The organism is Cupriavidus sp. 2TAF22, assembly GCF_052115045.1.
GTDB lineage: Bacteria > Pseudomonadota > Gammaproteobacteria > Burkholderiales > Burkholderiaceae > Cupriavidus.
Genome location: NZ_JBFRFX010000015.1, coordinates 1 through 25,285, shown reverse-complemented (window position 1 = coordinate 25,285; position 25,285 = coordinate 1). Strand labels below are relative to the sequence as shown.

General features: G+C 66.6%; 26 protein-coding genes and 1 tRNA gene. 14 read left to right on the top strand and 13 right to left on the bottom strand.

The genetic code is table 11. The features are described 5' to 3' along the window. The first annotated feature begins 3 nt into the window (after positions 1 to 3). Entirely contained in the window at positions 4 to 300 is a 297-nt protein-coding gene (locus tag AB4Z48_RS19485; protein WP_441616882.1) for a transcriptional regulator, read from the top strand. A gap of 33 nt (positions 301 to 333) precedes the next feature. On the opposite strand, the gene moaA is transcribed toward AB4Z48_RS19485, so the two are convergent. The 4 genes from moaA to AB4Z48_RS19465 all read right to left on the bottom strand — a co-directional run bounded on the left by moaA (position 334) and on the right by AB4Z48_RS19465 (position 2,405). Beyond that, positions 334 to 1,392 (bottom strand): GTP 3',8-cyclase MoaA, encoded by a 1,059-nt coding sequence (gene moaA, locus AB4Z48_RS19480; protein ID WP_441617100.1) that lies wholly within the window; start codon positions 1,390 to 1,392, stop codon positions 334 to 336. Positions 1,393 to 1,429: 37 nt separating this feature from the next. Then, positions 1,430 to 1,624 carry a hypothetical protein gene (locus AB4Z48_RS19475; protein WP_441616880.1) on the bottom strand — a complete coding sequence of 65 codons (195 nt, stop codon included), beginning with the start codon at positions 1,622 to 1,624 and terminating at the stop codon, positions 1,430 to 1,432. Positions 1,625 to 1,703: 79 nt separating this feature from the next. Then, on the bottom strand, positions 1,704 to 2,048 hold the full coding sequence (locus tag AB4Z48_RS19470) for a hypothetical protein (RefSeq protein WP_441616878.1): 345 nt from the start codon (positions 2,046 to 2,048) through the stop codon (positions 1,704 to 1,706). A 141-nt stretch (positions 2,049 to 2,189) separates the two neighbouring features. Continuing rightward, entirely contained in the window at positions 2,190 to 2,405 is a 216-nt protein-coding gene (locus AB4Z48_RS19465) for a helix-turn-helix domain-containing protein (protein ID WP_441616876.1), read from the bottom strand. 330 nt (positions 2,406 to 2,735) lie between these two features. On the opposite strand from AB4Z48_RS19465, the gene AB4Z48_RS19460 reads away from it, so the two are divergent. The 7 genes from AB4Z48_RS19460 to AB4Z48_RS19430 are packed head-to-tail and all read left to right on the top strand — an operon-like array spanning position 2,736 to position 9,989. After that, the gene (locus AB4Z48_RS19460) at positions 2,736 to 4,157 is read left to right on the top strand and encodes a cytochrome ubiquinol oxidase subunit I (protein WP_441616874.1); all 1,422 of its coding nucleotides are present in this window, start codon (positions 2,736 to 2,738) and stop codon (positions 4,155 to 4,157) included. 6 nt (positions 4,158 to 4,163) lie between these two features. Beyond that, positions 4,164 to 5,171 (top strand): cytochrome d ubiquinol oxidase subunit II, encoded by a 1,008-nt coding sequence (cydB, locus tag AB4Z48_RS19455; RefSeq protein ID WP_441616872.1) that lies wholly within the window; start codon positions 4,164 to 4,166, stop codon positions 5,169 to 5,171. Then, complete coding sequence (locus tag AB4Z48_RS19450; RefSeq protein WP_441616870.1) at positions 5,171 to 5,308, top strand: DUF2474 family protein; 138 nt, start codon at positions 5,171 to 5,173, stop codon at positions 5,306 to 5,308. Before cydB ends, AB4Z48_RS19450 begins: the two co-directional genes overlap by 1 nt. Before the next feature lie 56 nt (positions 5,309 to 5,364). Beyond that, positions 5,365 to 7,416, top strand: coding sequence for an FUSC family protein (locus tag AB4Z48_RS19445; RefSeq protein ID WP_441616868.1), 2,052 nt, complete (start codon positions 5,365 to 5,367; stop codon positions 7,414 to 7,416). Then, positions 7,403 to 7,615, top strand: a complete 213-nt coding sequence (locus AB4Z48_RS19440) for a DUF1656 domain-containing protein (protein WP_441616866.1) — start codon at positions 7,403 to 7,405, stop codon at positions 7,613 to 7,615. Before AB4Z48_RS19445 ends, AB4Z48_RS19440 begins: the two co-directional genes overlap by 14 nt. After that, positions 7,531 to 8,529 (top strand): efflux RND transporter periplasmic adaptor subunit, encoded by a 999-nt coding sequence (locus AB4Z48_RS19435; RefSeq protein WP_441616864.1) that lies wholly within the window; start codon positions 7,531 to 7,533, stop codon positions 8,527 to 8,529. The genes AB4Z48_RS19440 and AB4Z48_RS19435 overlap by 85 nt, the downstream gene beginning before the upstream one ends. After that, the gene (locus tag AB4Z48_RS19430) at positions 8,526 to 9,989 is read left to right on the top strand and encodes an efflux transporter outer membrane subunit (protein ID WP_441616862.1); all 1,464 of its coding nucleotides are present in this window, start codon (positions 8,526 to 8,528) and stop codon (positions 9,987 to 9,989) included. The genes AB4Z48_RS19435 and AB4Z48_RS19430 overlap by 4 nt, the downstream gene beginning before the upstream one ends. 46 nt (positions 9,990 to 10,035) lie before the next feature. Here AB4Z48_RS19430 and AB4Z48_RS19425 read toward each other — a convergent pair whose 3' ends face one another. Continuing rightward, the gene (locus AB4Z48_RS19425) at positions 10,036 to 10,575 is read right to left on the bottom strand and encodes a DUF934 domain-containing protein (protein ID WP_441616860.1); all 540 of its coding nucleotides are present in this window, start codon (positions 10,573 to 10,575) and stop codon (positions 10,036 to 10,038) included. Further along, the gene (locus AB4Z48_RS19420) at positions 10,568 to 12,310 is read right to left on the bottom strand and encodes a nitrite/sulfite reductase (protein WP_441616858.1); all 1,743 of its coding nucleotides are present in this window, start codon (positions 12,308 to 12,310) and stop codon (positions 10,568 to 10,570) included. Before AB4Z48_RS19420 ends, AB4Z48_RS19425 begins: the two co-directional genes overlap by 8 nt. Before the next feature lie 395 nt (positions 12,311 to 12,705). On the opposite strand from AB4Z48_RS19420, the gene AB4Z48_RS19415 reads away from it, so the two are divergent. After that, positions 12,706 to 13,296: a TetR/AcrR family transcriptional regulator gene (locus AB4Z48_RS19415; protein WP_441616856.1), complete on the top strand. Its 591-nt coding sequence runs from the start codon at positions 12,706 to 12,708 to the stop codon at positions 13,294 to 13,296. Positions 13,297 to 13,404: 108 nt separating this feature from the next. Here AB4Z48_RS19415 and AB4Z48_RS19410 read toward each other — a convergent pair whose 3' ends face one another. Then, positions 13,405 to 13,758: a hypothetical protein gene (locus tag AB4Z48_RS19410; protein ID WP_441616854.1), complete on the bottom strand. Its 354-nt coding sequence runs from the start codon at positions 13,756 to 13,758 to the stop codon at positions 13,405 to 13,407. Between the two features lie 211 nt (positions 13,759 to 13,969). On the opposite strand from AB4Z48_RS19410, the gene AB4Z48_RS19405 reads away from it, so the two are divergent. Further along, the gene (locus AB4Z48_RS19405) at positions 13,970 to 14,200 is read left to right on the top strand and encodes a hypothetical protein (protein WP_441616852.1); all 231 of its coding nucleotides are present in this window, start codon (positions 13,970 to 13,972) and stop codon (positions 14,198 to 14,200) included. A 112-nt stretch (positions 14,201 to 14,312) separates the two neighbouring features. After that, positions 14,313 to 14,388: transfer RNA gene (locus tag AB4Z48_RS19400), tRNA-Met, on the top strand. A 112-nt stretch (positions 14,389 to 14,500) separates the two neighbouring features. Here AB4Z48_RS19400 and AB4Z48_RS19395 read toward each other — a convergent pair. After that, on the bottom strand, positions 14,501 to 14,686 hold the full coding sequence (locus tag AB4Z48_RS19395; RefSeq protein ID WP_441616850.1) for a hypothetical protein: 186 nt from the start codon (positions 14,684 to 14,686) through the stop codon (positions 14,501 to 14,503). 146 nt (positions 14,687 to 14,832) lie between these two features. Next, positions 14,833 to 15,501: a TetR/AcrR family transcriptional regulator gene (locus AB4Z48_RS19390; RefSeq protein ID WP_441616848.1), complete on the bottom strand. Its 669-nt coding sequence runs from the start codon at positions 15,499 to 15,501 to the stop codon at positions 14,833 to 14,835. Positions 15,502 to 15,747: 246 nt separating this feature from the next. On the opposite strand from AB4Z48_RS19390, the gene AB4Z48_RS19385 reads away from it, so the two are divergent. Together AB4Z48_RS19385 and AB4Z48_RS19380 are read left to right on the top strand one after the other, a co-directional pair. Continuing rightward, positions 15,748 to 17,376, top strand: a complete 1,629-nt coding sequence (locus AB4Z48_RS19385) for a flavin-containing monooxygenase (RefSeq protein WP_441616846.1) — start codon at positions 15,748 to 15,750, stop codon at positions 17,374 to 17,376. 11 nt (positions 17,377 to 17,387) lie between these two features. Further along, a complete protein-coding gene (locus tag AB4Z48_RS19380; protein WP_441616844.1) occupies positions 17,388 to 18,359 on the top strand; it encodes an alpha/beta fold hydrolase in 972 nt (323 codons plus the stop codon). Positions 18,360 to 18,371: 12 nt separating this feature from the next. Here AB4Z48_RS19380 and AB4Z48_RS19375 read toward each other — a convergent pair whose 3' ends face one another. The 3 genes from AB4Z48_RS19375 to AB4Z48_RS19365 all read right to left on the bottom strand — a co-directional run bounded on the left by AB4Z48_RS19375 (position 18,372) and on the right by AB4Z48_RS19365 (position 21,020). Continuing rightward, positions 18,372 to 19,349 carry a tripartite tricarboxylate transporter substrate binding protein gene (locus AB4Z48_RS19375; RefSeq protein ID WP_441616842.1) on the bottom strand — a complete coding sequence of 326 codons (978 nt, stop codon included), beginning with the start codon at positions 19,347 to 19,349 and terminating at the stop codon, positions 18,372 to 18,374. Between the two features lie 148 nt (positions 19,350 to 19,497). Then, complete coding sequence (locus AB4Z48_RS19370) at positions 19,498 to 19,704, bottom strand: hypothetical protein (protein WP_441616841.1); 207 nt, start codon at positions 19,702 to 19,704, stop codon at positions 19,498 to 19,500. A gap of 206 nt (positions 19,705 to 19,910) precedes the next feature. Beyond that, positions 19,911 to 21,020 carry a right-handed parallel beta-helix repeat-containing protein gene (locus AB4Z48_RS19365; RefSeq protein ID WP_441616839.1) on the bottom strand — a complete coding sequence of 370 codons (1,110 nt, stop codon included), beginning with the start codon at positions 21,018 to 21,020 and terminating at the stop codon, positions 19,911 to 19,913. A gap of 750 nt (positions 21,021 to 21,770) precedes the next feature. Between AB4Z48_RS19365 and AB4Z48_RS19360 the strand changes: the two genes are divergently transcribed. Further along, a complete protein-coding gene (locus AB4Z48_RS19360) occupies positions 21,771 to 23,192 on the top strand; it encodes a DUF1254 domain-containing protein (RefSeq protein WP_441616837.1) in 1,422 nt (473 codons plus the stop codon). A gap of 91 nt (positions 23,193 to 23,283) precedes the next feature. Here the strand turns inward: AB4Z48_RS19360 and AB4Z48_RS19355 are convergent, their stop codons facing one another. Then, positions 23,284 to 25,278, bottom strand: a complete 1,995-nt coding sequence (locus AB4Z48_RS19355) for a TonB-dependent receptor family protein (protein WP_441617098.1) — start codon at positions 25,276 to 25,278, stop codon at positions 23,284 to 23,286. Positions 25,279 to 25,285 lie beyond the last annotated feature (7 nt).

Here is a 25,285-nt window from a genome sequence, read left to right as displayed (position 1 = left end):
GTGATGTCGGACTCAACCATCGATGAAGGCGGCGCTGCCGCAGCCCCCGAAGACCTGGACCCGGCGCTCGTGTCCGTTCTCCAGATCCTGTACGCGGCCGCCCGCGATCCGGCGGGGCGGCCGTGGTCGCTGGCCAAGATCAGCAAGCAGGCAGCGTTGCAGATGAGCGTGTTGCGGCGCGTGCTGACGCAACTCCGGTCGGTCGAGCTTGCCGACACGGAGATCGGGGAGGATGGACGCGGGACGGCCAGGCTCACCCCGGCCGGGGTGCAAGTCTGCGCGCAACTGTTTGCCCGCTGAACCCCGGCGGCCGAGGCGGCGGGCGGGCCAGGCTCAACCGCCCACGAGCGACATGCGCACGGTGGGGTAGCGCTTCTTCCCGGTGCTGAGCCGGTGCGCGCGCAACTCCGAGTAGCGGTCGGCGCGGTTTTCCCACGCTGCCCGGATGCCTTGTTCGAGAGCCCGGGCCGGCAGCGTGCCGGCAAGGAAGGGCTTGAGATCGACGGACTCCGTCGCGAAGAGGCAGTGGTGCAGCCTGCCGTCCACCGACACCCGGGCACGCGTGCAGTCGCTGCAGAACGGGTGCGACACGCTGGAGATGAAGCCGACCGCCAGGCTGCCATCGGCGAGCCGGTAGTTGGTGGCGGTTTCCGACGCCAGCCTTGCCACGGGCACCAGGGGATAGGCCGCTTCGACGGTCTTGCGTATCTCGTCGGACGTCACGACCCTGGACCTGTCCCATGACTGGGCGCCGCCCACATCCATGAACTCGATGAAGCGCAGCGTGACGCCGCTGTGGCGGAAGTGGCTGACCAGGGGCAGTATCTCGCCATCGTTGGTGCCCTTCTCGACCACGCAGTTGACCTTGAGCGGCGTCAGTCCGACCGCGCTTGCCTGCTCGATGCCTCGCAGCACCCGCGCGACCGGGAAGTCCACGTCGTTCATCCGGCGGAAGGTCGCATCGTCAAGGCTGTCCAGGCTGACCGTCACGCGCCGCAGGCCCGCGTCCTTGAGCGAGCGCGCCTTGGTGGCAAGCAGGCTGCCGTTTGTCGTCATGGCTACCTCGACTGGCTTGCCTCCTGGCGTTCGCATCGTGGCGATCTGCTCCACCAGCGATTCGATGCCTTTGCGCAGCAGGGGCTCGCCGCCGGTAAGCCGTATCTTCTCGACGCCAAGGCCGACGAAGGCGCGCGCCATGGCGAGCAATTGCGCGTCCGACAGGCGCTGCGCCGCGGTGAGGAAGGGGAAGTCCGGGCCATAGACCGCCTTCGGCATGCAATAGGTACAGCGGAAATTGCACTGGTCGATGACGGACAGCCGCAGGTCGCGCAGCGGGCGGCCCAGGCGATCGGTGCACGGCGGCTGCGCCTCGCGATCCTGCGCTTCAGGCATCGTGGTCGCGTGAGTGGCGTGTTCCATCGGGCTAGGCTCAGCTGGCCCTGGCTCCGCCTGCCGCCGGCGCCGTGGCTTGCGGCGCGCTTGTCGCGCAGGAGTGCGCGGCGTTCTGGCGGGCGCGCTGGTCGGCCCGCGCTTTCTCGATGACCTGCCAGTCGGGACCGGCATGGGCGAGAAGGGACATGCATAGCGCGCTAGCGGCGCCGAGTAGTACAAGTGCGGACTTCATGATGGGTTCCTCGTTGGATGCCGTGTCGGATTCGGTGCGTGCAAGACGGCCCCGTGACCGGAGCCGTCGCCATGCCGGCTCAGGCGGCCGCATCGGTGCCGGCCGATGCGCCATGGCTCGGCGGCGCGGAGACGCCGGTACGGTCCATGCCGGCGAGTTCCAGGGCCGCGGCGCCGTGGGCGCCGTCGGTGTACGGGTCGCGCGTGCCCTGGGCGCGGGCGCCGTCGGTGAAGCTGCTGCGCGCAGTGTTGACGTTGCGGCCTTCGGTGAACGGATCCGCCTTGCCCTGGCGCATGACATAGCCGTACTTGTCACCGGCGCCGGCGCTGTCCTTCGGGCCCTGTGCGTGGGCCGGCAGGGCGGCGATGGCGCTTGCGCTCAGGAGGGCGGTGACGAGGAGCTTATTGAGTGTGGTGGCTTTCATGATGGTCTCGAATCGGTTGGTCCAACGTGTCAACAGCGCTTGCGATCGGAGATGTCTGCCGCGGCGTTGATGCCGTTCTCGCTGATCTGTTACCCAGATGGTAGGAGACAGGGCCCGGCGCGATCACGTACAAAGCAGCAGCTAACTCAACAGAACAGTTTGGTCTCGGGCAGCCTGGCGGCGGGCGTTGCGCTGCCGCCAGCGCGATGGCGTTTCGCCGCACAAGCGCTTGAACACGCTGGCGAAGGGCGCCTGCGTCTGGACTCCCACCTCGGGTGCAAGCCGCGCGACTGGCGCGTCTGCGGTGGTGAGCAGGTCCTGTGCACGATCGCCCGCAGCGCGCATGCCGCTCGTCATTTCGCGGTTCCTCCCGGGGGTGCGCTGTCGTGCGCATCCGCCCGGTGGCTGCGGCGTGGTGGAACGGATTCCAGAGGCATTGCGCGCGCGCAGGACGGCCCGTCCAACTGCACCTGAACGCTATCCCGGCAACTGTATCTCTCGGCCGGGGGGTGAATTCCGTACTCTGCACAGCATGACGTCGAGAGGCGTTGCAACCTGGTCTCGCAATGCATTCCGTCGGGGATTGCCGGGGTGTGTGGTGGTGGCGCAATGCAGTCCCGCGCTGCCGGCATGCCGGCCCGCGCCCAGACTGCGCGACCCGGCGGATCAATCACGGAGAGCATATCGATGCACGGACTTACAGCGCTGGATCTCGCGCGCATCCAATTCGGATTCACGGTTTCCTTCCATATCATCTTCCCGGCCATCACGATCGGCCTGGCCAGCTTCCTGGCCATCCTCGAGGTTTCCTGGCTGCGCACCAGCAAGCCGGTGTACCGGGACCTCTATCACTTCTGGATCAAGATATTCGCGCTCAACTTCGGCATGGGCGTGGTGTCCGGCCTGGTGATGGCCTACCAGTTCGGCACCAACTGGAGCTTCTTCTCTGAGTTCGCCGGTGGCGTCACCGGGCCGCTGCTGACCTATGAAGTGCTCACCGCGTTCTTCCTCGAGGCCGGCTTCCTCGGCGTCATGCTGTTCGGCTGGAACCGGGTCGGGCCAGGCCTGCATCTGTTCTCGACGGTGATGGTGGCAATCGGCACCCTGATCTCGGCGACGTGGATCCTGGCCTCGAACAGCTGGATGCAGACGCCGGCCGGCTACGAGATCCTCAACGGCAAGGTGGTGCCGACCGACTGGCTGGCCGTCATCTTCAATCCGTCCTTCCCGTACCGTCTGGCGCATATGGGGATTGCCGCCTTCCTTGCCACGGCGCTGTTCGTGGCCGCGGCTGGCGCATGGCAGCTCCTGCGCGGCAACGACACGCCGGTGGTGCGCAAGATGTTGTCCATGGCCCTGTGGATGGTGCTGATCGTCGCGCCGCTGCAGGCGGTGGTGGGCGATGCCCACGGCCTGAACACGCTGAAGTACCAGCCGGCCAAGATCGCCGCCGTCGAGGGCCACTGGAACACCGCGTCCAAGGACGACAAGGGCGGCTTTCCGCTCATCGTCTTCGGCATCCCGGACATGGAGCGCGAGGAAACCCGCTACGCCGTCGAGATCCCGCGGCTCGGCAGCCTGATCCTCACCCACAGCCTTGACGGACAGATCCGGGGCCTGAAGGACTTCCCCAAAGAAGACCGGCCCAATTCGGCGGTCCTGTTCTGGACCTTCCGCGTCATGGCGGGCCTGGGCGTACTGATGATCGCGTTTGGCGTGCTCGGCCTGCTGCTGCGGCGCAAGGCTGCGCTCTATCGCACGCGTCTCTTCCTGCGTCTGGCCGTCGTGATGGGGCCGACCGGCCTGATCGCGTTGCTGGCGGGCTGGCTCACCACCGAGATCGGCCGCCAGCCGTGGGTCGTGTACGGGCTCCTGCGCACGCATGACGCCGTCTCGCGCCATGAGTTGGGCCCGGTCGCCATGTCGCTGGCGCTGTTCGTCGTCGTCTATTTCCTGGTGTTCGGCGTGGGCGTGGGCTACATGCTGAAGCTGGTGAAGAAGGGGCCGGCAGCGAACCCGCATGGCCACGGCCTGGATACGGCGGGCGAATCCTTCGTGCTGGCGGGCACGGCCGCGGTCGCGGGCAAGGCGCAATACATCAACAGGTAAATGGCAATGGGCATCGATCTTCCCCTCATCTGGGCAGTGATTATCTTTTTCGGCGTGATGATGTACGTGATCATGGACGGCTTCGACCTCGGCATCGGGATCCTGTTTCCCTTTGTCGGCGACCGGCGTGACCGCGACGTCATGATGAACACCGTGGCACCGGTGTGGGACGGCAACGAGACCTGGCTCGTGCTGGGCGGCGCTGCGTTGCTGGCGGCATTTCCGCTCGCGTATGCGGTGTTGCTCAGCGCGCTGTATCTGCCGCTGATGCTGATGCTGGTGGCGCTGATCTTCCGCGGCGTCGCCTTCGAGTTCCGCTTCAAGGCCAGCGACCAGAGCCGCCATTTCTGGGACAAGGCATTCATCGGCGGATCCGTCGCGGCAGCGTTCTTCCAGGGCGTGACCCTGGGCGCGTATATCGACGGCATCGCCATGAACGGCAACGAGTACGTCGGCGGCGCCCTCGACTGGCTGGCACCGTTCCCGCTCTTCACCGGCGTCGGCGTGATCGTCGCGTATGCCTTCCTCGGCAGCACGTGGCTGATCATGAAGACCGAAGGCATGCTGCAGTGGAAAATGCTCAAGCTCGCCGGGCTGCTGGTCAATGCGATGCTGGCGATGATCGCCGCGGTCAGTATCTGGACGCCGCTGACACATCCGGAGATCGCGCATCGCTGGTTTGCGCTGCCGAACCTGTACTTCTTCCTCCCGGTGCCGGTCCTGGTACTGGTGGCGGTGCGCGGCATGCACAAGGCGCTCGCGCGCAAGCCGAACGTCTCGCCGTTCCTGTACGCGTTGCTGGTCGTCTTCCTGGGCTATACGGGCCTGGCCATCAGCGTGTGGCCGAACATCATCCCGCCCGGCGTGTCGATCTGGCAGGCATCGTCCGCGCCGCAGAGCCAGGGGTTCGCACTGGTGGGCACGCTGTTCATCGTCCCGGTGATCCTGGCCTACTCGTCGTGGTCGTACTACGTCTTTCGCGGGAAGGTCAGGCACGGGGAGGCCTATCACTGATGGCAGCCACGATCATGACCGGCCTGGGCACGCGCATCGGCTGGCTCATCCTGTTGTGGGCCGGCGGCGTCGGTACGGTATTCCTGTTTGCCTGCGCCATGCGCCTGCTGATGCGAGTGGGCGGCCTCGTGAGCTGATGCGCGCCCGCGCGCGACCCGCTCGATCCTTCTGAACCAAGCTTCCCGTTCCTGTCATGTCTATCTGGCCCAGTCCAGGACAGTGGCTGTTTTCCGCCAAGGTCTTTATTGCCTCGATGCTGGCGCTCTATATTGCGCTGGCGCTGGGCTTGCCGCGACCCTACTGGGCCATGGCGACGGTCTATCTCGTCTCGAATCCGCTGACCGGCGCAACGCGCTCGAAAGGCGCCTATCGCGTAGCGGGTACGTTGCTGGGGGCCGCCGCCGCGGTGGCGCTGGTGCCGCCGCTGGTCAACGCGCCGCTGATGTTGATGGGGGCGATCTCGCTGTGGACCGGCGCGTTCCTGTATCTCTCGCTGATGCAGCGCGCGCCGCGCAGCTATATCTTCCTGCTCGCGGCCTACACCTTGCCGATCGTCGCCTTGCCTGCGGTCACGCAGCCAACGCAGGTATTCGATGTCGCCCTGGCGCGCATCGAGGAGATCGTGCTCGGCATCGTCTGCGCCAGCCTGGTCAGCTCGCTGGTGTTTCCGCAGAAGGTGGCGCCGGCGCTGCGCGGCCGGGCGGAAGCGTGGCTGGCGGACGCCGCGCAATGGGTCGCCGACATGCTCTCGCCGCAGGGGGCGCAACTGGCCGAGCAACACCAAAGCCGCCATCACCTTGCCGCCGACATCCTTGCCCTGGATCACCTGATTGCCCAGCTTGCCTACGACACCGAGAGCGCGGCGACGCTGGAGCGCGCGCGTGCCCTGCACGAGCGCATGACGATGCTGCTGCCGGTGCTGTCGTCCCTGGCCGAGGTGACCCGGGCGCTGCGCCATCACCCCGAGGGCATGCCCACGTCCCTGGCGCGGCGCATGGCTGCGCTGACGCAGTGGATCGCGGCCGGCGCGGATGCGGATCCGCACAGGCCCGCGGCTGCGCACACCGCGTGGCAGGAGTACGACCGCGCGCCGGGCTGGCACGCCGGCCTGGTCGCCACCGCCGCCAGCCATCTCGATACGCTCGGCGACCTGTGGGAGGACTGCCAGGCGCTGCGGCGCGGCATCGGCGACGCACGCGCGGCCAGCGCGATGCCGGCCATGCGGTACGGCGGCGCCTTGAGCGCGCGCGCCTACTACCATGACCACGGCATGCTGCTGTTCTACGCGTGCTCGGCCGCGCTCGCGGTGTTCTGCGCCGGCTTGTTCTGGATACTCTCCGGCTGGGTGGACGGCGCCGGTGCCGTCGGCCTGGCGGCGCTCACCAGCAGCTTCTTCGCCACCACCGAGGAGCCGCACAAGCTCGCATGGCGCTTCGTGAAATGGAGCGGTGTCTGCCTGCTGATTTCCTGGTTCTACCAGTTTCTCGTGCTGCCCTATGCGCATGACTTCGGTTCGCTGGCCGCCATGCTGGCCATTCCCTATCTCGGGATCGGCACCCTGATGCCGCGGCCGGGCTTCAACCTGTTCGCGGTGCTGCTTTCGGTCAACTCGGCCTCCTTCGCCAACGTCCAGAGCGTCTATGACGCCAACTTCGCCGACATCTTCAACAGCAGCCTGGCCAGCTTCGCCGCCATGCTGTTCGCGCCGGTGTGGGTGCTCGTGACGCGGCCGTTCGGCTCGCATGTGATGCTGCGCCGCCTGATCCGCGCGAGCTGGAAGGACATTGCCCTCGGCGCAGACCGGCGGGAAGCCGCGGCACACCCGACGCTGGGCGGCCGGATGCTGGACCGGTTCAGCCGGCTGGTGCCGATGCTCGCCGCCAACCGGGACAAGGCGTCGTCCGACGGCTTTGCCGAGTTGCAGGCGGGGTTCAGCGCGCTCGCCCTGCAGCGCGACGTCGGGGCCCTGCAGCCCGGGGCGCGCAGGGCGGTCTCGCGCCTGTTGCTGGCAGTGGCGCGCCACTACCGCTCACGCGTCGCGGCCGGGCATGCGCTGCCGGCACCGCCCGCGCTGGCGCGCCGCATCGACGACGCGATCGCGGCGATTGCCTCGCCGGCGGATGCGATGTCGCAGGAGGCCATCGCCGCCCTCGTTTCCCTGCGCCTGAGCCTGTTCGCCCCGGCCGGGAAGGGCGCCGATGCCGCTCCACTGCTGATCCGGGAGGTGCGCCATGCTGGCCAGTGAAATCGATGTCTATGGCGTCTTCGTGCCAAGCATCCTGGTGCTGATGCTGCTTGCCCTGGGCCTCACGGCGGTGCTGCGCGCGGCGCTGGCCCGAAGCGGCTTCTACCGGCTGGTGTGGCACCGGTCATTGTTCAATTTCTCTATCTACCTGATTGTGCTGGGCGGCGTGGTTGCCCTGGCACGCCAGTTGTCATCATGAAACTCAACATCACTACGCTTGCATCCGTGGCCCTGACCCTGCTGGTCGCCGGCGCCGCGGCGGCGACCGGCAAGCACCTGTGGGACTACTACACCGTGGCGCCCTGGACGCGCGACGGCCATGTCCGCGCCGACGTCGTCCAGCTCGCGCCCGATGTGTCCGGGCTGGTGACCCAGGTGCTGGTGAAGGACAACGCCCAGGTGCATCGCGGCCAGTTGCTCTTCGTCATCGATCCCGACCGGTTCACGCTGGCGCTGCAGCAAGCGAAGGCGACCGCTGCGGCGCGCAAGGCTACCCTGGCGCAGGCGCGCAGGGAGGCGGCGCGCAACCGCACGCTCTCGGACGTGGTCGCCACGGAAGTGGTCGAGACGACCCAGGAGCGGGTGGACGAAGGCGTGGCCGCCCTCGCGCAGGCCGAAGCCGCTGTCGAACTCGCCGAGCTGAACCTGGCGCGCGCACATGTGGTCAGCCCGGTGGATGGCTATCTCAATGACCGGCTGCCGCGCCTGGGCGACTATGTGACGACGGGCAAGCCGGCGCTGTCGATGGTCGATAGCGGCTCGCTGTATGTCGAGGGCTATTTCGAGGAGACCAAGCTGCACGGGATCCGCGCGGGCAACCCTGTCGATGTCCGCATCATGGGCGAGCACACGGTGCTGCACGGCCATGTGCAGAGCATTGCGGCAGGGATCGAGGACCGCGACCGCACCAGCGGCTCCAACCTGTTGCCGAACGTGAACCCGACATTCAACTGGGTCCGCCTGGCCCAGCGCGTGCCGGTCCGCGTGGTGCTGGACGATGTGCCGGCCGACGTGCGGCTTGTGTCCGGGCGCACCGCGACGGTCAGCGTGCGCGAGCAGCCCCGGGCGCTGGCGGGCGGGCAGGGTGCGTCATTGAAGGAGAAGCAGCAATGAACAGACAGACCTGCGCGCGGCTTGCGCTGATGACGGCATCCGTGCCCTTGCTTTACGCCTGCGCGGTGGGCCCCGACTACCGCGTGCCCGACCAGGCCGCGGTGAAGGCCGTGCAGGCCAATGGACCGCTCTTCGGCACCAGCGATCCGGCCATCTCGGTTGCGCCGCTGCCGGACGACTGGTGGCGGCTCTACGACGATCCGAAGCTCGATGGACTGGTGCAGAAGGCGCTTGCCGCGAATACGGACCTGCGCGTGGCGTCAGCCAACCTGCGCCGCGCCATCGCGAACTATCACGAGGTCGAGGCGGAGAACCTGGTGCAGGGCGGCATCTCGGCCAGCGTGCAACGCGCGCAGCTGTCTGGCGAAAGCGTGCTGATCAAGGAAAAGGTGCCGGTCTTCAATCTTGGCGACTACGGCCTTTCCGTCTCCTACCTGGTGGACTTCTTCGGCAAGCTCGCGCGTGCCGACGAGTCTGCGCTGGCGAGTGCGCAGGCCAGCCAGGCAGCGCTGGATGCCGCCCGGGTGAGCGTGGTGGCGCAGACCGTGCGCGCCTACGTCGAGGGCTGCGCCGCCACGCATGAGCTCGAGGTGGCGCAGCGCCAGCTGGCATTGCAGGAGCGCGGCGCCGAGGTGGTCAGGCGCCTGGTCGCTGCCGGGCGCAGCCAGCCCAGCGACGCATCGCAGGCGCAGGGCGAGGCAGAAGGATTGCGGGCGGCGCTGCCGCATTTCAGGGCAGAGCAGGCGGCGGCGGCCTATCGGCTGTCGGTCATGCTGGGGCAGCCGCCCGGGGCGGATTCCGGGGCGCAGGCGGCATGCCGCGAGGAGCCCCGGCCGCGGCAAGCGATTCCGGTCGGGGATGGCGCGGCGCTGCTGCGCCGGCGGCCCGACGTGCGGCAGGCCGAGCGGGAGCTGGCCTCGGCGACGGCCAGGATCGGCGTGGCGACGGCCGATCTCTATCCCTCGATCCGCATTGGTGCCTCGGTCGGCGCGACCGGCCTGCTGGCGGACCTGGGAACGGGTCCCACCGCGCACTGGGGGTTCGGTCCGCTGATCACCTGGAACTTCCCGACCAATGGCGTGCGGCCGCGCATCCATGGCATGGAAGCCGGCGCGGATGCGGCCCTGGCGCGCTTCGACGGGGTCGTGCTCAAGGCGCTGGAGGAAACGCAGACCGCGCTGGCCAGCTACACCAACGAGCTCGAACGCAACCAGGGCCTGCGCAAGGCACGCGACGCCGCGTCGGTGGTGGCGCGCGAGCACCGGCAGCTCTATGCGGGAGGGCGCCAGCCCTATCTCGCCAGTCTCGATGCGGACCGCGCCCTGGCGCGCGCGGAGGCGGCGCTGGCGGCGTCCGATGCGAAGGTGGCCACGGACCAGGTGAACCTCTTCCAGGCGCTCGGCGGCGGCTGGCAGAGTACGCATGCGGCGCAGGCGAAGGAAGTGGCCAGCGCGGAATAGCAAGGAATAGCGCGGAATCGCGCGGCATGGAGAGGATTGGCGCGGCTCACCCCGGCGCGGCGGGCCGCCGGTAGCCTTTCTGGTAGTGGACCGTGAACGTACCCAGCGCCTCGAGGGCTGCCTGGGGATCGTGGCTGGGCTTGACGGCAAAGCTGTCGAAGCCGCAGCGGGCCATGTAGTGCACCGTGTCGATCATCACGTCTCCCACGGCGCGCAGCTCGCCGGCCCATCCGTACTGCGTGCGCAGCAACTGCGCGAGCGAGTAGCCGCGCCCGTCCGTGTAGACGGGGAAATCGATGGCCAGGTGGGCAATGCCGGTCGGATCGATGATGGCTGCGCCGGGATCGAGCAGCGCCTCGGGGTCGGCGTCGGGCACCAGGTACACCGCAACCGGATGGGTCCGTTGCCGCAGGCTTGCCTTTGCTGCCTGCCATGCGCCGAGGGAAACCAGCCAGCCATCCTCGTCGGGTGGCAACGCGGCGGATGCCGGGCCGTCATCTGAGATGAAGGCGCGCCATTTGTCGGTTTCGAGCGCACCGTTGCGGATGACGTTGGGCGCCAGGTCTTGCGATTTGGTTTCAGGCACGTGCGCTCTCCGCTTGCTGTTTCCGCTTGACGATCCGGGCGTCGCTGTAGACGGCGGTCTTGAACGGTTCGATGCCGGTGCGTTCGACGACATCGATGAAGCGTTCGGCATCGCTGTCGCGCAGCGACAAGTAGGTCTGCACGAGGAGTTCCACCACATCCGGGATTTCCCCGCGCGCGAAGGACGGTCCGATGATCTTGCCGATGGCCGCGCCGCCGGCGCCTTCCATCTCGTCGTGCCGCCCGGCCGACAGTGCCCCGTTCTGGCGGCCGCCGACGGTCACCTGGTACCACTCCTCGCCGGCCTTGTCGACGCCGAGAATGCCGATGTGCCCCACGTGATGGTGCCCGCAGGAGTTGATGCAGCCGGAGATGTTGAGATCCAGTTCGCCGATATCGTGCAGGAAATCCATGTCATCGAAGCGCTGCTGGATGGCCTCGGCCAGCGGAATGGAAACGGCGTTTGCCAGCGAGCAGAAATCGCCGCCCGGGCAGGCGATGATGTTGGTGAGCAGGCCGATGTTCGGCGTGGCGAGATTCAGGCCGTCCAGCCGTTCCCAGATTTCGTGCAGATGGGTGCGGCGCACATCGGCCAGGATCAGGTTCTGCTCGTGCGAGACACGCAGCTCGCCAAGGCCGTAGGCGTCTGCCAGGTCGGCGACGGCGTCCATCTGGTCGGCCGTGATATCGCCGGGAGGCATGCCGGTGGCCTTCAGCGAAACAGTCACCGCGCAATAGCCCGCCACGCGGTGAGCCTGGACGTTGCTGCGCAGCCAGCGGCGGAACCTGGGATTCTGTTCGGCGAAGCTCGCCGAGGCATCTTCGTCGTTCGCCGCCGCGGGGTCATAGCCAGGCGCGGTGAAGCGGCCCGCGATCTCCTGCACGAACTCGGCGCTCACCGTGTCGGGGCCGCCGCGGATGCGCTGCCATTGCTCGTCGACCTGCCGGGCGAAGACGGCCGGTGTCAGGTCCTTGACCAGGATCTTGATGCGCGCCTTGTATTTGTTGTCGCGGCGGCCGTGCAGGTTGTAGACGCGCAGCGTGGCCTGCAGGTAGGTCAGCAGATCCGACCAGTGCACATATTCGTTGATCAGCTTGGCCACGATCGGCGTGCGGCCCATGCCACCGCCCACCCATACGCGGAATCCGGTCTCGCCATCCTTGCTGACGGCCTGCAGGCCGATATCGTGCACGCCGACCGCGGCCCGGTCCGTGCGGGCGCCGCTTACGGCGATCTTGAACTTGCGCGGCAGGAAGGCGAACTCGGGGTGCAGCATCGACCATTGCCGGATGATCTCGCACCAGACCAGCGGGTTCACGATCTCGTCCGGGGCGATGCCGGCAAAGTGGTCGGTGGTGGTATTGCGAATGCAATTGCCGCTGGTCTGGATCGCATGCATCTGCACGGTGGCCAGTTCGGCCAGGATGGCGGGCGCGTCTTCCAGGCGCGGCCAGTTGAATTGCATGTTCTGCCGCGTGCTGAAGTGGCCGTAGCCGCGGTCCCAGCGCCGCGCGATCCCGGCGAGCTTGCGCAACTGCCGGCTGACGAGCATGCCGTAGGGGATGGCCACGCGGAGCATTGGCGCGTGCCGCTGGATATAGAGGCCGTTCTGCAGCCGCAGCACGCGGAACTCGTCCTCGGTGAGCCGGCCGTCCAGGAAACGCGTGGTCTGGTCGGAGAACTGGGCGACGCGCTGGTCGACCACCTGCTGGTCTATGGAGTCATACAAGTACATGGGGAAGTCTCGACAGGTGCTGCCGCGCGGCAGGTCCCGAACGCTTGAATAGGAGGAGAAGCAAGGCTAGCGCCTGGCCCGCGGGCCGAACAGGATCAGTTCGGGTGAATTAGGGCATACCAGCGCGAATAGGGCGTGCGGCAGTGCCGCCTGCGCTGATGGCGGCGCTACGGGTGGCTTCTCGCCATGGATGCACCACGCTTGCGATCGATCTCACGCCCGCCCGCGAAGCGCGAAAGACTCAGCTCTTCGACAGGGCCCCAATAAGGAAAGCCGGAGAAGCCCGCGTAATGGAAACGGAGGAGACGGAGGAGACAGAGTCGTATCTCTGCTTTACAGAGACAGGTCTGTCTGCAATACTTGGTCTATCAACTTTCACTTTGGAAAGACGTGCCATGACCCAGCCTTCGGCGCGAGAGCGGATTCTCGACACGGCAGCCCGCTTGTTCTATCAAGACGGCTTTCGGGCGACGGGCATCGACAAGATCATTGCCGAGTCGGGCGTGGCGAAGATGTCGCTCTACAGGCATTTCGCTTCCAAGAATGAACTGATCTCCGCATTTCTCGACCGGCGCCACGAGTTCTGGATGTCCTGGTTCATCGAGGAGGTGGAGTCGCGCTTTGCTTCCGCGCCCAGCCTCGGGGCGATTGCAGATGCGCTGGGCGTGTGGTTCGGTCAGGAAACGTTCCGCGGCTGCGCGTTCATCAACGTGGTTGCGGAGGCCGGCTCGACCGGTGCCCCTGGACATCTGGAGCAGGCCACCGCGCACAAGGTGTCACTGAAGGCGTATATCGCGGAGCTTGCGCAGAGACTGAAGCTGGCGACGCCCGACGAAGTCGCGGAGGAGGCCATGCTCTGCGTCGAAGGCATGATCGTGCGTTACCAGATGACCGCTGATCCTGCCGTGGTGGCTTCCGGGAAGCGGCTGCTCGCGCGTATCGAGCAGGCCACGGCCGCCGCCAGTCCGCGCGCCATCGCCGCCTAGCGCCGCGGATTCACCAGGCCCGGGCGCAGGCCGCGGGCTGACCGGCTAGCAGGATTCCTGCAGCGGCGCCGCGTCCACCGTCGCGCCAGGGCGCCGGGCTGATCGACTTCACGCCGGCTCTTGCAAAGTGGCATAGTGGCGTTCGCCGCGGCTGCGCAAGCGAAGTGTGATGGGGCTGAGAAACTCCATGCCTTCAGCGAGGCAGAAGCTGATGCGCGCGCCGTCGCGCTCGAACGCCAGCGCGTCGATGGTCCAGGGAAGCGCCTTCAGTGCCGAGGTGTCGATGCCCGAGAGGTATAGCGTTGCCCCGGCCGCCTGTGCGGCCGCTTCGGCCTCGGGGTTCCAGGTGTCAGCCGTGAGCAGGGGATCGTCCACGGTCAGGAGCGGGCAGCGAATCGACAGCCTGGCCGCGGCGGGGCTTTGGCTGTAGAGATAGAGGGTGCCGGGATCGCAGCTGAACATGAGGTGGTTGCCTTACAGGGTACTGTATGGATATACAGTATAACGAGCTGCCTGGTTTTGGCAAGCGGGTCGCGGGCTCCCTGGTGCGGAGGACGATGATGATTGCCGGCGGGACGGCGGCGATGGAAAAACCGGCCCGGGGTGCCCATGCTAGGATGCGCCGCAGGATTCGCCGCGGGGCGAGAACAGGCGGCCAGACCAGCAAAGCCAGATGCAAAACCAAAGCAACGTCACGGAATACAAGGCGCAGTACAAAGGATTCGTCATCCACGTGTTCTGCAAGACCATCAAGGACGGGCTGCACATCGCCTCGTGCGCGATCTGGGAGGATGGGGCGATCGTCCAGGATGCGAGGGCGGTAGGGCACAACCACGCCACGCCCGCGGATGCGACAGCGGCTGCCTATGCGTGGGCACGCCAATGGATCGACGGCAATAGCTGAATTGCCGGCACAGGGCGCCCCGCAAGCCGCCCGGCGCCCGCGTAACGACCACTTTCCGGTTTATTTCCAAGAAGGGGTATCCAGATGCCACCGATCCGCGTATATTTCGCCCCGCGGGGTGGAGCAGTTGGCAGCTCGTCGGGCTCATAACCCGAAGGTCGCAGGTTCAAGTCCTGCCCCCGCAACCACTTTCCCGAAGCCCGTCCGGTCCTTGCCGCACGGGCTTTTTGCTTTCCAATTCGTAACAGCCGACGATGTTTCGGTCGCATCGCCTTGCCTTGCCTGCCACTCGAATGCCTCTCAGGCGAAATCGCCCGGAGGGTCGTCTGGAATGGTCCACTTTGGTGGCTTGTCTTCGGTGTCGGGCGTGCGCTTCGGCGCCTGCGAGGGGGGATGGGGCGCCATCTGGGACAAGACCCGTGCGGAAGGTACATCGACGGTTTCCTCATCGCCGTCTTCTGACCAATACCTGAGCGTCACTGTCATGTTCATCTCCGGTAAGTGACTCAAGGAATTGTGAATCAATGGATCCGCCTGCCGGTGCGTGCAAGCGGGGCAAGTTTTAACCTTAGGCGCCTTTGCCGCGCTTGCCTGACGTCAATGACGATGGCTCGCCGGCACGCGCATGGCGGCTAGTGCGCGCCGGTGCGCGGATCGCGCGCCGCGTCGATATTCAGCTGCGCCAGCCCCGTCTCGGTGAGGTAAGGCCCGAACAGGCTCATCACCTGCGATGCGCCCCAGCTGATATGTTCGCGCTTGAGCGCATCGATACCGTGGCGCGAGCGCAGGTAGTCGATCCAGTAGGTCGAGACGATCCAGCTGTTGACCACCAGGTGATCGAGCTGCGCCGGCGTGGCGCGCAGCAGCCCCGCCGCTTCCATGCCGTCGAACACGCGCCGCACATGGCGTTGTCCGTCATCGGCCAGCGCTTCGGTGCGCGCGCGCAGCGCGGGCGCCAGCGCGCGGATCGAAGCCGAGTCGCGATAGAAGAAACGCCATTCCCACATCAGGTTGAACCAGCCGCTCAGGTAGCCGGCAAAGCGGTCCGGGCTATCGCCCTTGGCAAGATCCGCCACGGCGGTGGCGCGCAGCGCGCTTTCAAAAGCACCGAACAACGCTTCCAGGATCTGTTCCTTGCGGTTGAAGTGGTAATGGAGGTTGCCTTCCTTGATGCCGACCGCCGCGGCGATCTCCGCCGTGGTCACGAGCATCGGCCCGCGTTCGTTGAACAGGCTCAGGCAGGTTTCGAGAATGCGTTCGCGGGTCTTGGGCCGCCGCGCCGGCGTGTGGTCCGCGCTCATGTTGCGAGGCCCCTGCGCGTGGCGGTGCGTGGCCGGCGGTGTTTCGTATGCTGCATTTCTGGCATCTCGGGTGGTGGCGGAACAGCGTCCGGGCGTATGCGGGCTTAAGGGAAATCCCTGGTTAGAGGAATCTGGGTTGATTAATTAGGGTGAACACCCTAGTCTAGTCGGAGCACTGCACGGACGCACCAAGGGAATGCCCATGCGAGAAGCTTCCGGCGGGATCTGGCCAACAGGAGACAAACGATGCTAGCAGGCAACGCGGATCAGGCGCACGAGCACGCGCACGACCAGGGGCACGACCAGGCGCACCCCAGGGCGCAGGCCGCCACTCCGGAGCAGCAGGCGGCGCAGCGGGAGCCCGCCCGTCACTTCGATGTGCTGGTCGTAGGCGCGGGCCTCTCCGGCATCTGCGCGGCCTACCACCTGCAGGCCAGTTGCCCGGGCAAGACCTACGCCATCCTGGAAGGTCGCGACGCCATCGGCGGTACCTGGGATCTGTTCCGCTATCCCGGCGTGCGTTCCGATTCGGACATGTACACGCTCGGCTTCAGCTTCCGGCCATGGCGCAGCGAGAAGTCGATCGCCGATGGCGGCGCCATCCTCGAATACATCCGCGGCACCGCCAAGGCCTTCGATATCGAGCGCCATATCCGCTTCGGCCATCGCGCCACGCACGCTTCGTGGTCGTCCGGGACGTCCCGGTGGACGGTGGAAGCCAGCGTGGGCCCGCAGGGCGCGCCGGCGCGCTTTACCTGCAACTTCCTCTACCTGTGCAGCGGCTACTACGACTACGCCGACGGCTATATGCCGGGCTGGCCGGGCATGGAGCGCTTCCAGGGCCGCGTGGTGCATCCCCAGCACTGGCCCGAGGACCTGGCCTACGACGACAAGCGCGTGGTGGTGATCGGCAGCGGTGCTACCGCCGTGACGCTGCTGCCGGAGATGGCCAAGCGCGCGGCGCACGTGACCATGCTCCAGCGCTCTCCCACATACGTGGTGGCGCGGCCGTCCAGCGATCGCGTCTCCGCGTGGCTGCAGCGCAAGCTGCCGGCTGGCATGGCGCACCGCGTGACGCGCTGGAAGAACGTCCTGCTCGGCATGTACTTCTACAACCTCGCGCGCAAGAAGCCGGAACTGGTCAAGCGCAAGATTATCGAGGCAACGCGCGCGCAACTCGGCCCGGACTACGACATCGGCAAGCATTTCACGCCCGCCTACAAGCCGTGGGACCAGCGCCTGTGCCTGGTGCCGGACTCGGACCTGTTCCAGTCGATCCGCGCGGGCAAGGCTTCGGTCGTCACCGACCATATCGAATCCTTCACCGAAACCGGGCTGCGGCTGCGCTCGGGCGAGAAGCTCGATGCCGACGTGATCGTCAYGGCCACGGGCCTGCAACTCAAGGTGGCGGGCGGCATCCAGCTCGGCGTGGACGGCGTGCCGGCCACGCCCGCGCAGGCCTTCATGTACAAGGGCATGATGTATAGCGACATGCCCAACCTGGCGGTGGCGATGGGCTACGTGAATGCGTCGTGGACGCTCAAGGCGGAGCTGTCGTCGATGTATGTCTGCCGCCTGCTCAACCACATGGACGCCGCCGGCCATGCCTGGTGCGTGCCGCGGCGCGGCGATGCGTCCGGCGACGACGAGCCGTCGCTGTCGCTGACCTCCGGCTACGTGCAGCGCGCCAACGGCATCCTGCCCAGGCAGGGCAGCAAGCGCCCGTGGAAGGTCCACCAGAACTACCTGTTCGACCTGATGGCGCTCAAGTTCGGCAAGGTGGAGGACGATGCGATGGTGTTCGGGCGGGCCGGCACTGCCGCGCCGCGCGCGCAGGCGGCGCCTGCCCGGGCGGCGGAATCGGTGCAGGGCTGAGGAGCGACACCATGACCATCCTGATTGCCTGCATTGCCATTGTTATTGCCATTGCCGCCATCGTCATCCTTGGCCTGGTGGCGTTTAGCGCCCTCATCGCGCGCAAGGTGGAAAAGGCGCTGCCGCCGCGCGGCAAGTTCATCGAAATCGATGGCGCCCGCCTGCACTACATCGACCAGGGCCAGGGTCCGGCCATCGTGATGGTGCACGGGCTGGGCGGACAGACCGGGAATTTCTCGTATGCCTTGCTCGAACGACTGACCTCGCGCTTCCGCGTGATCCTGGTCGACCGGCCCGGCTCGGGATACTCGACCCGGCCGGCGGGAATGTCGGCGCGCCTGAGCAAGCAAAGCGAAGTCATCGCCAGGTTCATCCGGGCGCTGGAGCTGGAGGATCCCCTGCTGGTAGGGCATTCGCTGGGTGGCGCCGTGGCGCTGGGCGTGGCGCTCGATCATCCCGGCACGGCGGCCGGCCTGGCGCTGATCGCGCCGCTGACCCATCCGGTGCAAGGCGTGCCGGCCTCGTTCCGCGCGCTTGCGGTTTCCCCGGCCGCGCTGCGGCGCGTGGTCGCCTGGACGCTGGCAATCCCGCGGTCGATCCTGCGCGGGCGCGCGATGGTCGAATTCGTGTTCAGCCCGGAGCGGCCGCCGGCGGATTTCGGCACGGCCGGCGGCGGCCTGCTTGGCCTGCGGCCGGGCGCTTTCTATGCCGCGTCGACCGACATGAACAGCCTGGAAGAGGATCTGCCCTCCATGGCTGGGCGCTACGCATCGCTGGCCCTGCCGATCAGCATCCTGTACGGCACGGCCGACGCCGTGCTCGACTGGCGCATCCACGGCCAGGCGATGAAGGACAAGCTGCCGGCGCTGGAGCTGGAACTGGTGCCCGGCGGGCATATGCTGCCGGTCACCATTCCTGACCAGGCCGCGGCCTGGCTTTCGGCGGCGGTCGAGCGCACGCGCAGTACCCTCGCGCCCGCATGACGCCGTTCGGCTTCAGGCGTCGAGGCTGAAGCCGATCTCCTTGATGAACTCGCCCCAGCGCTGATAGTCCGCCTTGACCTGTGCCGCGAACACCGGTGGCGTGATGGCCTGCGGTGGCAGCACGCCCACCGCGAACAGACGCTTGTGATAGGCCGGGTCGGTGAGCACCTTCTGGATCGCCGCCGACACCGGCGCCACCACATCCGCCGGCATGGCCTTGGGGCCGAACAGCGCGAAGTAGCCGCTGAGCTGCTCCATGCCAGCGAAGCCCTGTTCGCGGAACGTGGGCACGCCCGGCGCCATGTCGGAGCGCTCCGGCGTGGTGATGGCCAGCGGCTTGGTCTTGCCGGACTGGTACAGCGGCACGGCCGTGGTCAGCCCGTCGATCATCACCGGCACCACGCCACCGACGAGGTCCTGCGTGGCGGGTGCCGAGCCCTTGTACAGCACCGGCTCGAGCCGGCTGCCGGACAGCTTGTTGAGCAGCAGCGGACCGAAATGCGAGGATGTGCCCGGCCCGTACGAGGCCGAGTGCACCGGTGCCTTGGCGGCCTTGGAATAGGCGATCATCTCGGCCAGCGTGGAGAAGGGCGCGTTCTTGTTCGCCACCAGCAGTACCGGCGCGCGTGCCGCCTCGGCCAGCGCGGTCAGGTCAGTGATCGGGTCGTAGGGCACCTTGTTGATATGGGCGCCCGAGGTGGCGGACGATCCCAGCGTCATCAGCAGGGTATGGCCATCGGGTTTGGCGCGGATGACATCCTGGGTGGCGGGGATCGTGGCGCCACCGGGCTTGTTCTCCACGACCACCGACTGGCCGAGCGCCTTGCCCAGGAAGTCCGCGAACAGCCGGGCCACCACGTCGGTGCCGCCACCGGCGGGATAGGCAACCACAAGACGCAGCGGGCGGCTGGGCCAGTTGGCCGCCACGGCGGGTGCGGCACCAGCCGCGGCCATGGCCGCGGCGGCGGCGAGGAATTGTCGTCGATCCACGTAAATGTCTCCTGTCTAAGGCATGTATGGGCGCTATTGGCCCCGCTACATGGTCATGGACGTTCGACTTCCGGCGGAATCGGGCGATACCCTTGCTACGATCCCATGCATGGTGCCGGGATCGGCGGGCGCCCGGTGCTGCGGCGCTTCAGGACGCCGAGAACGTTCGCACCAGCTTGTTCTTGAGCGGCCACGGCCGTGCCGCCAGGATCCAGATGCACAGCAGGGGCCCGACCAGTGGAATCAGCGCCAGGTAGGCATACGTCGTGCTGAAGTGCGCGGCGCGGAAAACCTTCCTGAGCGGAAGGAACCAGATAGCTTCGAAAGCGAGGAACCCCAGAAGATAAAACGTCATTGCCTTGCTTCCTGTGTCAGTTTCCTGTGCCGGATCCGCGCCTCTTGAGGATCTTTCCAGTCTCCGCTGGTGTAGTCTGACGGCGATGAGGGCGTTTCCCGGAATGGGTATCCTTGTTGTGCTGCGGCATTGTAGTGCCCATCGGTGCCCGTACGATCCCGCCGCTTCGGGGGATTTTTGTTGCTTTGCCGTCATCGGCCTGTCGTCTATGGCAGGTAAGTATTGTCTTGCGCGATCAGCCCGGAAACGGGGCGTCCGAGATACATTGCACGATATTGGGCACCGGTCACGATATCGGCGTTTCTGGTGCCGGAGAACGTATTTCCGCTCACCGTATTATTGTCGTCTTCCACGATGACGCCCTGGCGGACATTAGCAAAGCGATTATTCATCACCTGGTTGTTCTGCGCATAATCGAGGAAATACCGGCCGGCATAGTAGGAGGGGTCGCTGCAATTCCAGTTACCCAGGTCCCGGCTCTGCCTGGACGCGATCCAGACGCCCACGCTTTCCGCGGCAAAATCGTTATCCTGGATCAGATTGCCGTCAGAGTGCTGCCAGCGCGCCGGGCCCTGGTTCTCGCCGCAGTTCTTGTAGAGCGTGATGGCGGCAAGGGCGTTGCCGCTGAACTTGTTGCCGGCAATGACGTTGCCGGCCGAAGAATCGATGGCGATGGCTTCGCGGGTGCGCGGCAGGCCGTTGCCGGTGAAGGTGGAGTTCACGATCCGGTTGTCGCGCGTCGAGGCGTCCAGGTACACGCCCGGGCCACGCGAACTGGTCACGGTGACATTGCGCAGCGTGTTGCCGGATGCGTAGGACTCGATATAGATGCCGACGTTGCCGGCGCCCTCCACGCTGGCATTCTCGATCAGCACCTGCTGCGGTGAGCGCGCGTAGATGTCGTCGCGGGTGTAGGCCTGGAGCCTGGCCGCGAGCGCACCGCTCCAGCCGATCGCGATGCCCACGGAGGCCTGGTTCTTCAGGCGGCAATTGCGGATGGTGACATGGCGCAGCGCGCCGCCGCGCGAGTCCACGTAGATGCCCTTGACATCGGTGCCGCGGCCGTCGATGGTGGCGCCGCCGCAGTCCAGCGTGATGCCGGACCGGCTGATCGTGAAGGTCTGCTTGTAGACGCAGGCACTGTCGAGCACGGTATCGACCGTGACTTCGGCGGGCGATGCGCAACTGGCCGTGCCTGGCACGGCGGATGGCGTGTCGCCGCTGGCCATGCCGTCGCCGCCACCGCCGCAACCGGCCAGGGTCAGGGCAATGCCGGGGCAGAGCAGATGAAGAAAGGGGCGCTTCCAGGCTGGCATGAGGGCGTCTCCGATGCGGTTGTTATTGGACCGCCGGACAAAAGGAGGCCCTGCGCCCGCGTGCCGAGCGCTGGCGTCATCTTGTTTCTTGCTGGATGAATAGGGTTATCTCGCGATTTTTCCGGACAGGAGTCGTGCTGCGGGCCATTGATTATTCAATGGCCACGGCTTCTCGATCCGGACGCGCCGATGATTTTCCCTTCGATGGCTTCCCTGTTCTGTTCTTCCTCCGCTATCGAGATAGGTCCGTGTCCTTTGTTGGGAAATTTCGTTATTTACGATGAGAGAATTCTAGGTACGGTTTTCATGATTTCATATAAGAGCAGTCCTATTTTTGATGGTATTTCAGGGTCGATCAGAGTGTGGTTTACCCTTTAATCCCGGCGGCTGACGGGGAAGAAAATCCGGATGGCGCGCAGGGCGCGGCATATCTAAGATCAGAAGGCAACGCGAGGAACCTGCGGGGGCCTGGCGGACGAAGCCGGCGCCCCATGCAAGAGGCACGCGGGACGCAGGAGGCGCGGCCAGGCGGGAGCGCCGCTCCCCGCCCGGAAGCGCGCCATAAGACTCGGCCTTTGGTGCGTTATGCCGCATTATTCCCGTGCCCGGAATTGACAAGTGCGGACTCGCCAGCACATCATCGATCGAATAAAATCGCTCAATCACACGCGGGAAAAATGTCGCCGCTCCAGCGGTAACCGACGTGACCGACGTGTCGGGTAGTCAATCCAAAAACAAGGGATCGGGGTCATGAGTTTTTCGATTCGCCAGATCGCGGGCGCAGCGGCGCTCGGCCTGCTGCTGGCCGGGTGCGCCACGGCACCGCAGAAGGTGGAAGCGCCGAAGGGCGCTTCCACCCAGCCGGACGCGACCATCAAGGCCTTGTCGGCCCAGGTCTTCACCTACGCCTATCCGCTGGTGCTGATGGATGTCACGCGCGAGGTCATGACCGCGCGCACGCCGGCCAATACCTTCGCGCACAAGCGCAGCTTCCCGGACGCCACCTTTACGGATGTGGTCAGCCCGAATGCCGACACGCTCTACTCGTCGGCATGGCTGGACCTGAGCGCGGAACCGGTGATCCTGTCCTTGCCGGATACCCACGGCCGCTACTACCTGATGCCGCTGATGGACGGCTGGACCAATGTGTTCGCTTCGCCGGGCAAGCGCACCACCGGCACCGGCAAGGCCGTGTTCGCTATCACCGGCCCGAAGTGGACGGGCACCTTGCCGCCTGATGTGAAGGAAATCCACGCACCCACCGAAATGGTCTGGCTGATCGGCCGTACCCAGACCAACGGCAAGCAGGACTACGCGGCGGTGCGCCAGTTGCAGAACCAATACCGCCTGATGCCGCTGTCGGCCTGGCAGCGCGCCGGCAAGACACGCGGCAAGGCCGCGCCGGCCGCCGCGCCGGAAAGCAGCACGGCCGATGTGGAAACCCCGCCGGTGGAGCAGGTGGCAGCCATGGACGCGCAGGCGTTCTTCACGCGCTTCGCCGAGTTGCTGCCTGCCAATCCGCCCGCGCCGGCAGACGCCGCCATGGTGGCATCGATCAAGAAGCTCGGCATCGTGCCCGGCGCCCCGTTCTCCGTGACCGCGCTCGAGCCCTCCACGGCCCGTGCCGTGCAGGAAGGCGCCACCGCCGCGCTGGCCGGCATCTCGGGCGCTGCCAGGCGCGGCGCCGACACCGGCGCGGAGTGGAACATCCGCCGCGACCTCGGCAGCTATGGCACCGCCTATGGCAAGCGCGCGCTGGTGGCGTGGGTCGGCCTCGGGGCGAACCTGCCGGCGGACGCGCTCTACCCCAGCACGCGCGTCGACTCGGCCGGCAAGCCGCTCAGCGGAGCGAAGCGCTATGTCATGCATTTCGACAAGAACCAGCTGCCGCCGACCAGCGCCTTCTGGTCGCTCACGCTCTACAACGACAAGCAGGCGTTCGCGGCGAACCCGCTGAACCGCTACGCCATCGGCGACCGCGACCGCCTCAAGTACAACCGCGACGGCTCGCTCGACCTCGTCATCCAGAATGCACGTCCGCCGGCCAGCCAGCTGCCGAACTGGCTGCCAGCGCCGGCGGACGGTTTCAACCTGATGCTGCGAGTCTACTGGCCCAAGCAGGCCATGCTCGATGGCACCTGGGTGGTCCCGCCGGTGGAGCGGATCGACTAAGGCGCAGGGAAGGGAACAGCGGCAGGAAAGACAAAGGGGCAGGGGCGCTGCGCGGCGAGCACCCCTGCCCCTTGCGCCATGGCGGCGGGCCTCAGAACTTGTACTTCACCCCGGCATAGAAGGCGCGCCCGGTGCCTGGATAGAAGACCGCGGTATTGGCGGTGCGCGCATCGGCCACCGTACTGAAATCGCTCACGTAGCGCTTGTTGGTCAGGTTCCTGGCGTCGAGGAATACCGTGACCCCGCGCTGGAAGTCGTAGCTGGCCTGCACTCCCAGCAGCACGTAGCCCGGCGTGCGCAGCGTATTCGCGTAGTCGACGTAGGCGCCGCCCGGCACCCAGTCGATGGTGCCTGCCACGCGCAGGCCGGCCGCGCGGCTGTAGGCGACGGTGGTGCGCAACACRTGCTSCGGCACGCCKGCGATGCGGTTGTTGCCRTASWSCGGATCRTTGTCGAAGCGGAAATCGCTGTAGTTCCACAGYTGCGACAGCGTGAACCTGTCGCCGCTGCCGAATACGTTCTGCAGCACGTCGCCGGACACGCCCAGCTCCACGCCCTGCAGCGTGGTGCGATTGGCATTGAAGGTGGCAGCGGGTACATCCGGGTTGGTGGTGAACTGAAGCAGCTGGTCGCGCACCAGCGAGCGGTACGCCGTCACGTCCCACGAAAAGCGTTCGCGCTTGCCGCGCGTGCCGAGTTCCAGCGTCCAGCCGTGTTGCGCGGCCAGCGGCACGAAGCGCGTGGTGGTGGCGATGGTCTGGGTCAGGTCGGTGAAGTCGGGCACGTCGGCGCTGCGCGTGATGTCCGCGAAGGCCTGCACGTCGCGCACCGGTTCCCACAGCACGCCGAACTTGGGATTGACGCCGCTGTAGGTGGTGCGATCCGACTTGGGCGTGGGGTTCGCCGCCAGGCCGCCGTAGTCGTGGTAGTCGCGCACGTTGCGGTAGGCCTTGGCGCCGGCCATCAGCGCGACCGTGGGCACGACCCAGAGGCGGTCCTCCAAGTAGGCCTCGTAGTTGTAGGCGTCCTGCGCCGCGTTGAGCGTCTGCGCGCCGCGGTTGCCGTTGATGTTGATGAACTGGCGCGCATCGTTGTTGCCGCCGAAGAAGCGCGCGCCGACGATCACCTGGTTGCGCAGGCCGCCGATGGTCTGGTTGCCGGTGTAGCGCGGGGCGAAGCCGTAGGTCCAGTAGTCCTGGTCGATCACCTGGAAGATCGGGTGGTACAGGCTCTTGTGGATGACCCAGGTGCTGAAGTCGAGCTGGCCGCTGTCCAGCTTGACGGTGGTCACGTTGGCCACGCGCTCGGTGCGGGTGTTGCGCGCCTGGTCGCCGGCCAGCGCGCTGGCGGAGGCCTTGCGCGGGTTGTTCAGCGCATCGCTGAGCGAGAGCGAGCCCGGCAGTTGCTGGTCGACGATGTAGGCGCCGAGGTAGAAGCGGGTTTCCACCGCCGGGCTGAAACGGTAGCCGAAGTTGGCGTTGAACTGCTCGTACTGGCCGCGCTCGTGGTCCCGGTAGCCGTTGGAATGGTTGACGCTCAGGTTGCCCAGGAAATCGAAGGCGCCGATCTGGCGCGAGACCTGGCCGCTGGCCCGTGCCGTGCCGAAGCTGCCGCCGTCCACGCGCACCAGGTTGGGCGCGTCGGCGGTCAGCGCGGTGGGCGTGGTGAAGTTGATCGCGCCGCCCAGCGTGGTGGTGCCGTAGGCCAGGCCGTTGCCGCCCTTGTAGACTTCGGCCGCGCTCAGGCCGAGGGGGTCGATCTGGTAGTAGTCGCCGCTGCCGTCGGCGAAGTTGGTGGGCACGCCGTCCTGCAGGATGTCCAGGCCGCGCGTATGAAAGCCGCGCGCGATGCCCGAGCCACGGATGGACAGCCGCAGTTCCTGGCCGTAGCGCTCCTGCACATAGACGCCTGGCGAGTCCTTGAGGACGTCGCGCAGGTTACTGGCGTAGGTGTCGCTGTAGGAAGCCGCATCGACGAAGCCCACCGAGCCGGCAGTCCCGAACAGCGTCTCTTTCTGCTGGCCCACCGAGGGCGCCGTCAGCGAGCCATGCGCCTTGGCCGTCACCGTGGTCGTCGGCAGCGTCACCGTGGCA